This is a genomic window from Buchnera aphidicola (Cinara strobi) (assembly GCF_900560745.1).
In the GTDB taxonomy this organism is placed as follows: Bacteria; Pseudomonadota; Gammaproteobacteria; order Enterobacterales; family Enterobacteriaceae; genus Buchnera_F; species Buchnera_F aphidicola_AJ.
In genome coordinates this window covers 33,205-46,662 of the sequence record NZ_LR025085.1, presented here as the reverse complement: position 1 = coordinate 46,662, position 13,458 = coordinate 33,205, and the positions used below count along the sequence as shown (strand labels likewise).

Annotated in this window: 10 protein-coding genes; 4 read left to right on the top strand and 6 right to left on the bottom strand. The window is 23.7% G+C overall.

Translation table 11 applies throughout. The features are described from left to right. Positions 1-164 precede the first annotated feature (164 nt). A complete protein-coding gene (locus EAO23_RS00195) occupies positions 165-602 on the top strand; it encodes a hypothetical protein (protein ID WP_158348909.1) in 438 nt (145 codons plus the stop codon). A gap of 188 nt (positions 603-790) precedes the next feature. Here the strand turns inward: EAO23_RS00195 and EAO23_RS00190 are convergent, their stop codons facing one another. Beyond that, the gene (locus tag EAO23_RS00190; RefSeq protein ID WP_158348908.1) at positions 791-2,023 is read right to left on the bottom strand and encodes a CCA-adding protein; all 1,233 of its coding nucleotides are present in this window, start codon (positions 2,021-2,023) and stop codon (positions 791-793) included. A gap of 146 nt (positions 2,024-2,169) precedes the next feature. Continuing rightward, the gene (tsaD, locus tag EAO23_RS00185) at positions 2,170-3,198 is read right to left on the bottom strand and encodes a tRNA (adenosine(37)-N6)-threonylcarbamoyltransferase complex transferase subunit TsaD (protein WP_158348907.1); all 1,029 of its coding nucleotides are present in this window, start codon (positions 3,196-3,198) and stop codon (positions 2,170-2,172) included. A 223-nt stretch (positions 3,199-3,421) separates the two neighbouring features. Here tsaD and rpsU point away from each other — a divergent pair, with 223 nt between their 5' ends. The 3 genes from rpsU to rpoD all read left to right on the top strand — a co-directional run bounded on the left by rpsU (position 3,422) and on the right by rpoD (position 7,518). Beyond that, positions 3,422-3,637, top strand: coding sequence for a 30S ribosomal protein S21 (rpsU, locus tag EAO23_RS00180; protein ID WP_158348906.1), 216 nt, complete (start codon positions 3,422-3,424; stop codon positions 3,635-3,637). 81 nt (positions 3,638-3,718) lie between these two features. Next, on the top strand, positions 3,719-5,500 hold the full coding sequence (gene dnaG / locus EAO23_RS00175; RefSeq protein ID WP_231996023.1) for a DNA primase: 1,782 nt from the start codon (positions 3,719-3,721) through the stop codon (positions 5,498-5,500). Positions 5,501-5,661: 161 nt separating this feature from the next. Beyond that, positions 5,662-7,518 (top strand): RNA polymerase sigma factor RpoD, encoded by a 1,857-nt coding sequence (gene rpoD, locus EAO23_RS00170; protein ID WP_420021822.1) that lies wholly within the window; start codon positions 5,662-5,664, stop codon positions 7,516-7,518. Between the two features lie 694 nt (positions 7,519-8,212). Here rpoD and argH read toward each other — a convergent pair. The 4 genes from argH to EAO23_RS00150 all read right to left on the bottom strand — a co-directional run bounded on the left by argH (position 8,213) and on the right by EAO23_RS00150 (position 12,797). Further along, positions 8,213-9,598, bottom strand: a complete 1,386-nt coding sequence (argH, locus tag EAO23_RS00165; protein ID WP_158348905.1) for an argininosuccinate lyase — start codon at positions 9,596-9,598, stop codon at positions 8,213-8,215. 61 nt (positions 9,599-9,659) lie between these two features. Further along, the gene (locus EAO23_RS00160) at positions 9,660-10,874 is read right to left on the bottom strand and encodes an argininosuccinate synthase (protein ID WP_158348904.1); all 1,215 of its coding nucleotides are present in this window, start codon (positions 10,872-10,874) and stop codon (positions 9,660-9,662) included. A gap of 25 nt (positions 10,875-10,899) precedes the next feature. After that, complete coding sequence (locus EAO23_RS00155) at positions 10,900-11,694, bottom strand: hypothetical protein (protein ID WP_158348903.1); 795 nt, start codon at positions 11,692-11,694, stop codon at positions 10,900-10,902. A 227-nt stretch (positions 11,695-11,921) separates the two neighbouring features. Further along, positions 11,922-12,797 carry a methylenetetrahydrofolate reductase gene (locus EAO23_RS00150; protein WP_158348902.1) on the bottom strand — a complete coding sequence of 292 codons (876 nt, stop codon included), beginning with the start codon at positions 12,795-12,797 and terminating at the stop codon, positions 11,922-11,924. Positions 12,798-13,458 lie beyond the last annotated feature (661 nt).

The window sequence follows — 13,458 nt, the reverse complement described above, 5'->3', positions numbered from 1 at the left end:
AATAAAAATCAATCAATACTTCAAAAATTCAAAATAAACGCTTTTATAAATAAAATAAAAAAAATCTTTAATCTAAAATTAAATTGAACTCTATAAAACTTCTAAAAATAACTACTAAAAATATAAACAGTTAATTATATATAAAATTATAAGGATATATAAAAATGGATAATAAAAAATATATTTTTTCACCAATCTCTGGAAATATCAAAAAAATCTTTGAAAAAAAAAAAAATAAAATTTATAAAAAAAAAATAACTATATGCTCTCAAGGAAACATCATTGTTGCTCCATGTAACGGAATTATTTATAATTGTCAATTAGAAAAAATGTCTTTCATAATGCAATTAGATTCAAATATAACAATTACAATAAAAAATAAATATAAAAAAAAAAATAAAGTATATCAAATGATTAAAAATAAAAAAAATCAAAAGATTTGTGCCGGAACTATTATTTTTACCATAAAAAACTCTAATATAAAAAAAAATATTATAAATCTTGATACATTAATAAAAATATATAGTAACAAAAAAATGAAGAAAAAAAAAAATTTTTTATACTATGTACGAGCTGGAATCAGTATATTAGCAGTAATATAAATTTTTTAAAAAAAATTATATTCATTACAATAATGAATATAATTTAATAAATAAAAACTAGAAAAACGATGGAATATATATAGAAAACCAAAATAGTAAATTTTACTTTAATAAAAGTGATATATTTTTTTAAAAAAAAATTAAAATTTATAAAAATAAAATTGTAACACCTATAAAAAAGCAAAAAATCAAAAATTATTTTTTCTCCATTGTTGTAATCTCTGTACTCGCAAACGATACAATTCATTTTTTATTTGAATACCTTGAAATAACTTTTTATCTGAAAGTGAATCAATAGATACAGTTTTAACAATTAAAAACATGCGTTGTAACAAAAAACCTAATGATTTATTTCGATTAATACTTTTATAAAATGTTAAATCATAATCAAAATCTAAGTATAATAATTGATCCACCCGGTTTGGTTTTCTCCATAAATCCATGATATTAAAAAAATTAACAATTAGCTCAGAACTTTGTATTTCTATAGTTTGTAAAAAATAATGGAATCCGCATAATAATATCGAAAATTTCTGCGTTTCTTTAGGAACCTTTAATCTTTTAAATAAGTTATTTAATAAAAAAACTGAATTTTTACAAAAAAAAATATTTTTTTTATTCATATGAGAGAAAAAATAAATTTGACCAACAAATTGAAAAAAATAAGCTAAACGAATATCAACATTTTGAGTCTTCTTAGAAACTCTAGATAATTGAATAAAACTTTTGTTAACAATATTAATATATTTGTTAGCAAATACAGAAGAAAATTCTCTTGAATAAAAATAATTAATTTCTGGAAATAAATACATTAACGCATTACAACGATGAAGTACTTGAAAATAAACTTGGGGATTAGGAGTGCATAACCCCTTATAAGTTTCTTTCCATATTCGCTCTGGAGTTAAATATAATAATTCTTTACTATTACAAATACTTTTCATGAAAGACAAAGTTTTTTTTGAAATATAAAAACCTAAATGTGATAACATTGCAGCAAACCGAGCAACTCGAAGCACCCTTAAAGGATCTTCTTTAAAAGAAGAAGATACATGTCTTAAAACTCTCCTCTTAATATCTTTTTGACCACCAAAAAAATCAATAATTTTTCCTGATTCATCTTGTGCCATTGAGTTAATAGTTAAATCACGCCTCATCAGATCTTCTTTTAAAGTAATATTAGGAGAAAAATTACATAAAAAACCTAAATAACCCAATCCATTTTTTTTTTCAGTTCTTGCTAAAGCATACTCTTCATGAGTAATTGGGTGTATAAAAACAGGAAAATCTTTTCCTACTTGTTGATATTTTTTTTTTAACATATCCTGAGGACTAGAACCTACTACTACCCAATCACGATCATTAATAGGGAAACCTAATAAGCGATTTCGAACCGCTCCTCCAACTAAATAAATTTTCAAAACTATACCCACGATAAAATAAAAAGTATAAAAATTATAAAAATTACTTTAATATAAAAAGTAATAATAATTTTATAGTAATATTTTGATAATTAATAATATATTTTGTATGACAAATCTAATTATAATGTTTATTATAAAAATGATTAAATCATGTCATTAATCAATAAATTTGGATGCACTGAAATTAATGTATCTTCAAAATATAAACCTAATTTATATCTCAAAAAACCTACATATGCAATCATAGCTGCATTATCTGTACAAAATTTTTTTTTAGAAACAATAAACCGCCCGTTATATGATCTTGTTAAAAATTTTAATTTTTTTCTTAATAAGGAATTTGAACTTACTCCACCACAAACAAGAATATTCCTTAAATTAGTTTTTCTAAGAGCTAACTCACACTTTATGACTAAAGTATCTACTACAGCTTCTTCAAAAGCTTTAGCAATATTAGCTTTTTCTTGACAAGAACCAGAACTACTTAAAATAACATTTTTTACATGTGTCTTTAAACCAGAAAAACTAAAATTTAAATTAGGATATTTAGTCATTGGACGAGGAAAAAAATATTTTCCCGACCAACCATGTTTTGCTAAATTCGACAATTTTTTACCACCAGGATAACCTAAACCTAATAATCTTGCTATATAATCAAAAATATTTCCAACAGAATCATCTAAAGTATCTCCTAATATAGAATACTTTCCTAAACGCTGAGCATCAATTAATTGCGTATGAGCACCTGATACTAATAACACTAAAAAAGGAAACGTATCTTTTGTATTATTTAACATAAACGATAATAAATGTCCTTCTAAATGATTAACTAAAATACAAGGAATACCTAAAGAAAAAGATAACGAGCAAGCAATAGTTGCTCCAACTAATAATGATCCAACTAAACCGGGACCTGTTGTATAAGCTATAGCATTCAAAACTCCACTATGAACACCTAATTTCATATCAATAGAAAATTTTAAAACAACTTTTTTAACCAATAAAATTAATTTTTCTAAATGAGATCTAGCTGCTAATTCAGGTACAATTCCGTGAAATGGGGCATGAACTTTATTTTGATTTAAAGTAGAATGAAAAACTAATCCTAATTTTTCATCATAAATAGCTACAGAAGTATCGTCACACGAAGTTTCTATTCCTAATATTTTCATAATTCTTCCAAAATTAAATTATTAAATTTTTAATTAACAAAATATAGAATATATATCGCGTAATGTATATTAAATAAATATGATATAATATATACTAAACAAAAAATTATTCATATAATATATTTGAATAAAATTATATTTTATCTAAATAAATTGTTTATTTTTGTTAATTTAAAATATAAAAATCCGCTTTAAAAAATAAGAAACCTACATGGGAATGATTATGCCCTTCATTAAAATCAGAGAAAATGAACCCTTTGATGTTGCTCTACGAAGATTTAAGAGATCTTGTGAAAAAGCTGGAATACTCGCAGAGATACGTAGAAGAGAATTTTATGAAAAACCTACTACTAAAAGAAAAAGATCAAAAGCATCAGCTATTAAACGATTAGCTAAAAAACTAGCACGAGAAAATTCTAAACGTATACGAATGTATTAATAAATAATTATTTTAATACTCTAAAATATTGAGACCGTTTATTTTAAATAATGACGGTCGAAAAAAATTAAAAATTAATATATGATAATTAAAAAACCGAGAAAAAAAATCCCTCAAAATTTTATCCATGAATTAATAGAACGTACGGATATTGTAGAATTAATCAACAAACATCTTTCATTAAAAAAAACTGGTAATAATTATAAAACTTTATGTCCTTTTCACTATGAAAAAACACCATCATTTACAGTAAATCCACAAAAACAATTTTTTTATTGCTTTGGGTGCGGGGTACACGGGAATGCAATAGACTTTCTTATTAAACATGAAAAATTAGACTTCTTAAGTAGCATTAAAGAATTAACTGAATTAAACGGAATTGATTTACCTTACATTCAAAAAAATAGTGAATTAAAAAAAAAATATTTTTATAAAAAAAATATATATTTTCTTTTAAAAAAAATATCAAGTATATATAAAAAAAATTTACTTAAAATTCCAAATGAAGCATATAGTTACTTAGTTAAACGCGGGATTACATATATATCAATGAAAAAATTTTCATTAGGATTCGCAATATCAGAAAATAATCAAATAACTAATTATATTAAAGAAAAAACTGCTATTAATACATCTATTTTAATAGATTGTGGGATAAGCATTCAAAATATAAAAAATAATTATATTGATCGATTTAAAAAAAGAATTATATTTCCAATAAAAGATCAATACGGTAGAATAAAAGGTTTTGGAGGAAGAATAGTAAATGATAAAAATTACCCTAAATACCTAAATTCACCTGAAACAATAACATTTCATAAAAAAAAAAACCTATACGGAATATACGAACTTTATTTACATAATCCTAAACCTAAAAAAATATTAGTAGTAGAGGGATATTTAGATGTTATTTCACTAACTCAATTTAAAATTAACTATGCAGTAGCTTTACTAGGAACAATAATTACTTCATATCAAGTAAAAAAACTTTTTCAGATTAGTAAAAATATTATATTTTGTTTTGATGGAGATGATGCTGGTCGAAAAGCAAATTGGGCCTTACTAAATACATGTCTACCTTTTTTATATGATCACTATAAAATAGATTTTTTGTTATTACCTAATAATGAAGATCCTAGTAGTTTAATTCATAAAGAAGGAAAGAAAAAATTTGAAAAAAGAATACAGCAATCTGAACCACTCTATTCATTTTTATTTAAAAGAATTCCTTACAAAATTAATTTTAACTGTATTCAGGATTGCATTAAACTAAGCCTATTCATAATTCCATTAATTAAAAAAATACCTAGCACGGTCATAAAGATTCATCTAAGAAAAATTTTAGGGGATACGATAGGGATATTAGATACATACCAATTAAAAAAATTAATTAAAATCAAAAAAAAAAATACCAGTCCATTAAAAATTAAAACAATTAAAATGACTACAATGCGATTACTAATAAGTTTAATTATACAAAATCCAATATTAGTAAAAAAAATCAAAAATATTAAAAAAATTCAAACATTTCAAATTAACGGAAAAAGCATTTTTATAGATTTAATTCAATTAATTATTAAAAAAAAAATCTTTAAAACTGGGCATCTTTTAGAATTTTATAGATTTACTAAATGGGAAAAAATTTTTCAATATTTTAGTATTTGGGATCATATGATTTCAAAAAAAAACGTACATAATATATTTAAGGAACTCTTACATAATCTTGAAATACAAGACCTAGAATATCAATACAATCAGTTAATTATACAAGAAAAAAAAAACGGGTTAAATACCTCTGAAAAAAAAAAATTATGGAACATAACTAAAAAATTAATAAAAATTAAAAACTTTATATATCAGTAATTAATAATTTTCTGTCACTATATACCTCCCTTAAATAAGTTATACGATAAAGTAAATCAAGATTTATTTATATAAAAATATATACACAATACTATATAAAAAAATTACTTACATAGTTTAATATATATCATTATTTATCGCAAATAAATTAATCAGCGTACATGGATATTCGTCTTATGAAAAAAAAACCAAAATCACAATTACAACTATTGGTGTCACATGGGAAAGAACAAGGATATTTAACATACTCAGAAGTTCATGATCACCTCCCAGATGATATCATTGACTCAGACCAAATTAAAAATATCATACAAATGATAAAAGATTTAGGTATTCAAGTAGTAGAAGAAGCCAGAGAAATCGAGGAATTAATTATAAACGAGACGCCAGCCGATACTGATGAAGACTCAGTAGAAGCCGCTGCACATGTCTTATCTACAGTAGAAACGGAAATTGGAAGAACAACAGATCCTGTAAGGATGTACATGAGAGAAATGGGAGCGGTAGAACTACTAACACGAGAAGGTGAAATAGATATAGCCAAAAGAATTGAGGATGGTATTAACCAAGTTCAAGGAACTGTCTCAGAATATCCTGAAGCAATATTATATTTACTAAAACAATATAATAAAGTTGAATCAGGAGATATTAGACTATCCGAGTTAATTACAGGATTTATAGACATAAATACAGAATCTAAATTAAACAAAATTTCAGATAACCAAATAAAACAAACATTTTCTTCAGACCAAGATAATCATTTAAAATTAGAACAAAACGAAGATACTATAGAAGATTATAATAATATTGATCCAGAATTAGCAAAAAAGAAATTTTTACAACTTAAAAAACAATATTACATTACTCATAATACTATAAAAAAAAAAAAAAGAAATCATATAGATTCCATACAAGCTATTCATGAATTATCTGAAATATTCAAACAATTCCGTTTAGTACCAAAGCAATTTGATTATTTAATAAAAAATATGAGAAAAATAATTAAAAAAATTCGCTTACAGGAACGTGAGATACTACAGTTGGTTACTAGAACCTGTAAAATACCTAAAAAAATTTTTTTACAAATTTTTCAAGAAAATAAAACAAAAAATAAGTGGTTTAAAATAATTGTTAAAAATAAAAAATATCAACCTTTAAAAATAGATCGAATAAAAAAAGATATAAAAAAAAGTATAAAGAAATTATTAAAAATTGAAAAAAAAACAGGATTAACAATTAAACAAGCAAAAGATTTGAATAAAAGAATACTACTTGGAGAAGAAAAAGCTAAAAGAGCAAAAAAAGAAATGGTAGAAGCAAATCTTAGATTAGTGATTTCCATTGCAAAAAAATATACAAATCGAGGATTGCAATTTCTAGATCTTATTCAGGAAGGAAATATTGGATTAATGAAAGCTGTAGATAAATTTGAATACCGAAGAGGATATAAATTTTCTACTTATGCAACATGGTGGATACGTCAAGCTATAACTAGATCCATAGCTGATCAAGCAAGAACTATCCGTATCCCTGTGCACATGATAGAAACAATTAATAAATTAAATAGAATTTCACGACAAATGCTTCAAGAAATAGGGAGGGAACCAACTCCAGAAGAATTATCTGAAAAAATGTTACTCCCAGAAGAAAAAATTAGAAAAGTTTTAAAAATTGCAAAAGAACCAATTTCAATGGAAACTCCTGTAGGTGAAGATGATGACGCTCATCTAGGTGATTTTATTGAAGATACAAATTTAGAATTACCTTTAGAATCAGCTACTTCAGAAAGTTTAAAAGCCATTACTAATGATATTTTATCTGGTTTAACGGAAAGAGAAGCAAAAGTATTAAGAATGCGCTTTGGAATTGATATGAATACAGATCATACCTTAGAAGAAGTTGGAAAACAATTCGATGTTACAAGAGAACGAATACGTCAAATTGAAGCAAAAGCACTAAGAAAACTGAGACATCCTAGTCGATCAGAAATACTAAAAAGTTTCTTAGATAACTCTTAAAATATACTAATCAAAACATTTAATTAAAAAATTCAATCTAAATTAAAAATATTTGTTTTAATAACACAGCTGCCTATTACCAAAAATAACTTCACGAATATCATCATCATTCATAGTAATATAATACTAACTGTTCTAACCAATAAAATTAAAAAGTTTAATAATATGCTTATTTTATTTAATTTCATTAAAAGATTTTGTAATATACAAAAAATTTATATTTATTCTAATAAATATTAAGTAGCATAACTATGCCCTAATAATAGTCTAATTATATAAATTATTATTCAAAAAAAAATAATATGAGTATTATACTCACTAGATATAAAAAATAAAAAAAATCAAAAATAATATTTTTTTTTAAAATAAATAATATTAAAAATATTCTTTTAATTAATTGAAGAAACGTAGTGATAGAAATAATTCTTAATGAATTATCATTTGAATGTAAATATCTAAATTTTAATAAATTTAAACAAATAAATAATATTATTATTTTTAATAAATAATTGATTCAAAAAACTTAAGGATTTATAAAATATTTCTAGTACTTTTTACTAAAAAAATAATATCTTAATAAAATTAAATCTATAAAATATCATAAATCTATCTTCTTAATATCACGCGATATAAAGAATATCGCGTGATTTCATAAAGAATATAATTCTATATACTATTTAAAATAAAAATATTCTTATTTTTCTAAAATTAATAAACGCTGAGCTACACAATCTAATGCAATTTTTATTTGCTTTTTAGAAACACCACCAACTATATTTCTCTTTTCCAAACATGCTTCTAATGTTAAATCTTGATATATATCTTTCTTAATAACAGGACAAAATTTCTTTAAAGTTACTAAATCTAATTCTTCAAGAAACTTATTTTGACGAATAGACTCTAAAACAATTTTTCCAGAAATATGATGAGAATCACGAAAAGATATTCCTTTTCTCACTAAATAATCAGCTAATTCAGTTGCGTTCCCGTAACCTTCTTCAGCTAACACTCTTGCTCTTTCCGTATCTAATCTCATATTCTTTAAAACTAATTTACTCATTCTTAAACACTCTTCCCATATATCTAAACCTTGAAATAAATATTTTTTATCTTCTTGAAAATCTTTATTATAAGATAATGGCAAACCTTTTAATAAAGTAAATGTAGAAAATAACGATCCATATACACCACTACATTTTCCTCTAATTAACTCCAAAATATCAGGATTTTTCTTTTGCGGCATTAAGGACGAACCAGAAGTAATAGAGTCAGATAACTCAATGAAATTAACTTCACCTGAATTATAAAAGATTAAATCTTCAGAAAATCGAGATAAATGCATCATACTAGTAGATGCTGTAAATAAAATATCTAAAATAAAATCACGATCTGATACACTATCTAATGCATTTTTTGTAACACTCGTAAACCCCATAAGCTCTGCTAATTTTTTTCTATTAATATTCCATGACGTTCCAGAAATAGATCCTGACCCTAAGGGAGAATAATCTAGACGTTTTACCACATCTAATACTCGTAACCGATCTCTTTCTAACATTTCAATGTATGCTAAACACCAATACGAAAATGTTATTGGTTGTGCTTTTTGTAAATGAGTATAACCTGGAATAATAGAATCTTGATACAAACGAGCTTGACTTAAAAAAATACTTTGTAACTGAAGAATTTTTTTACAAATAATTTTAGACTTATTCTTACACCATAACTTTAAATCAGTTGCAATTTGATCATTTCGACTTCTACCTGTATATAGTTTTTTTCCTATATTACCAATTTTATCGATTAAAATATTTTCTATAAAACTATGAATATCTTCTGCACCAGAAGATAATACCTTTTCAGAGTTATTTAAATATTTTTCTAAAATCCAATACAATGTTTTTTCTATCAGTTTTTGCTCTTCATTTGTTAATATATTTACATTACATAATACCTTAGACCAAGCAATAGAAGACTGTATATCTTCTTTTATTAATCTATAATCTATATATAATGAATTGTTAAACTGTTTAAACTTTATATCCGAAGACTCAGAAAACCTTCCGCCCCAAAGAGCCATATATTTACCTCAAAAAAAATAAAAAAATCAAACAAAAACTATTATAGTTTCTAACTACATATTATTTCTTATTTTTTAATGCTCGAATACGTGACGATAATGAAAATAAACGAATAAAACCATGAGCATCCATTTGATTATATACACTATCCTTTCCGAAGGTAGCATATTCTTTAGAATATAATGTATGTAATGATCTTTTCTGTAAAACAGTAACAGATCCTTTATATAGTTCTACTATTACTTCTCCAGAAATACTTCTAGATAATATATCCGAAGATTTTTGAAGAGATCGACGAACAGGGGTAAACCATTTTCCATCATATATTATAGCAGCCATATCCAATGCAATTTTATTTTTCCAATACATGCTTTCACGATCCAATATTAATTGTTCTAAACCTCTTAAAGCATGATAAATAATAGTTCCTCCGGGCGTTTCATAACAACCTCTAGATTTAATTCCTATTAGACGATTTTCAATAATATCAACACGACCAATAGAATGAATTTTTCCTAAATTATTTAATCTTTTTAAACATTCATAAGGGTTTAAAGTTTCATGATCGACTTTTATTACATTCCCATTTTTAATTGTTAAAGATATTTTTTTCGGTTCATTAGGAGCGTCATAAACGCTTCGTGTCCATACCCAACAATCATTATTAGGAGCATTCCATGGATCCTCTAATACTCCACCTTCGGTAGAAATATGAAAGATGTTTTCATCTCTACTATAAATCTTTTCTTTAGTTACATTAGTAGAAATATTTTTTTGACGTAAAAATTTTAATAAATCTTCTCTAGAATGAAATGACCATTCTCTCCAAGGGGCTATTACAATTAATTCTGGATCTAAAGCCGCATATGACAACTCAAAACGTACCTGGTCATTCCCTTTCCCTGTAGCACCATGGCTTACACCAATAGCATGAATTTCATGAGCAAAATCTACTTGCGCTTTGGCAATTAACGGTCTAGCAATAGCTGTTCCTAATAAATATTGTCCTTCATAAATAGAACCAGTTTTTAACATGGGATAAACATAATTACTCACAAAATCATGTCTTAAATCAACTACTCTGCAATCTATTGCTCCTGATAAAATTGCTTTTTCTTGAATATTATCCAAATCCTTTTTTGATTGACCAATATTAGCAACAAAAGCTACTACATTAAAGTTATAATTCTCCTTGATCCAAGGTATAATTGCCGAAGTATCTAAACCACCAGAATATGCTAATACTATCGTATTTTTTATATTTTTTTTTTTCATAAATTTTATATAAACCTATTATATTTTATTCTATAATTCTAGTACCAATAGATTTTCCTTGAAGTAGATTAATAAAATCATTTTCATAATGCCAGCTAGCTATTTCAACTGATTTTTTTAAATACTTTGATACAACTAAAGCAGATTGTACCTTTATTATCATTCCATTAGTAATGAATCCGGAATCAATTAAATTATATGCACTATGACTAGAAATTTTTTTAATTCGCTCTCCTTTGCTATTTAGAATAGAACTAACATCTGTCAATAAAATTAAGTTCCCTTTAAGTATAATTGTTAAAATCATAACTACTATATCCGAATTAATATTAAAAATATTACCTTTAGAATCTAAACCCATAGAACAAATAAATGGAATAGTATTATTTTTTAATAAATCTTTAATCAAATTTAAATATGGTGACATTCTGTTAATAATTTTTTTTAAAAAATATTCAATATTTAAAAAAATATCAGCTTGACCAACTAATTGACTAAAAAAATCTGGTAAAAAAACTGATTGTCCTAAAATATTATGCTTTTTTGCCCACGCTAATAAGCGGATATTAGAAATACTTGGTAATATTGAATATAAAAATTTTTTATCTTTTAATTTATTTAGTAAACAGGATCCACTATTAATAGTAGACTGATTAAAATTTTGAGGGAAAAATCCAAAAGAAGATGTTGCTCCATTAACTATTATGATATCTCTTTTATTTAAAGATTTATAACGATATAATTCTGTAAATAATCGTTCAATAGAATTATGATTATTTAATAAAATCCCACCTAACTTCACAAGTAAAGGGCTTTCCATTATTAAAACCTTATATTTTTAATACTTGCAATAACATAAGAAAATTATTATTCATATTTTAAAAATACCTAAAATATAAATTTATATCAATTATAAAATTTATTATTTAGTAAAATTATTAACATCTTTAATTATAAAAATACACTTTATAAAAAAAATTCATCCAAATCATATATATTTTTAAAAATTATTTCAATTCATTACTAATAATATAAAATTTATTTTTATTAAATTAACCCTAACTTTTGACAAATCTGAAGACTTAAATAAGATTGATTTAATGTATATAAATGAAAATGTCTTATACCTTCATGGTACAAGCGCATAATTAAATTTACAGCAATATTTACACTTAAATTAATTCGTTGTTTTTCATTATTCGAAAATTTCTCAAAAGAGCTAAAAATCCACTTAGGAACATCAACACGTGTCATATTGGAAAATTTCTTTAATTGCTCCATATTAAGTATCGGTAATATTCCAGGAATTAAATTTATATCTAATCCAAAGTTTAGACATTTTTCACGAAATTTAATAAATTTTTCAACACTAAAAAAAAATTGCGTAATTGCGTTTTTAACACCTAAATCAGATTTTTTTTTTAAATTAATCAAGTCTTCTTGTAAATTACGTGACTCAGGATGTATTTCGGGATATGCTGCTACCCATATCTCAAAATTATTTATTAAATTTAATAATTTTATTAAATCTGAAGCATAAATAACTTTTTGAGAACATTGATCAGGTAAATCACCGCGTAATGCAATAATATTTTTAATACCATTATTCCAGTATTGAGATGCTAAATCATTAATTTCATAAGTAGTCAATCCAGCAGAAGTAAAATGAGCAAATACAATAGCATTTGTCAATACTCGTATTTTTTGAATAATTAAAAAAGTTTTATTACGACTATCTACTCGAGTACTACTTGTTACTGAAAAGAAATCTGGGCGACATTGATTTAATATTCTTACTGAATTTAACAATGAATCTTCTAAAAAAGAATTACTTGGAGGAAAAACCTCAAAAGAAATTTTAATTTTATTTTTTAAATTATATGATTTATGATTATATTTCTGATTAAAATTTTTAATAATCATCCTTATATCTATCCTTAATATCATTTATTCACAAAAACTAGAATCGTAAAAATTTTGAAAATACATGAAAATATTTGATATATTAAAAACTTGCAACACAAATATACATTTTATTTAATAAAATTTATAATTAAAAAATATTTTAATATTTATCAAAAAAATATAAACTTAAGTAATATTTTTCGTTTTATTACCAATTTAACAATACAGATATTCAAAAAATATTAATTGCTATAAAAAATCATTTTAAAAAAACCACTATTAGATAATCTATTTTCAGTTCAGTACAATAAAAATTGTATCTGAATACACATCATAATATATAAACAATTAATGAAAAAATGAATATATAAATATTGCATGAAATATATTAAATTTTCTTAAAAATTTTTTTTAAATTAGTATAACATTTATTAAAAAATTAAAACACTATGAAATAAAATGAATATTTATTTTATAAAACTGAAAAATATTTAAATCTTGATTTAATTAGATAAAAATTATAAATTTAATAATTTAAAATCTATGTAAAAATATTCTTCATTAAAAATAAATCTATTAATTAATATATTGACATATTAAAATATGTTATAATAAAAAAATAAAATTTATTTTTATAAAAAAAAGTTGACTTTCGTTATTATTAATATATATAATTAAA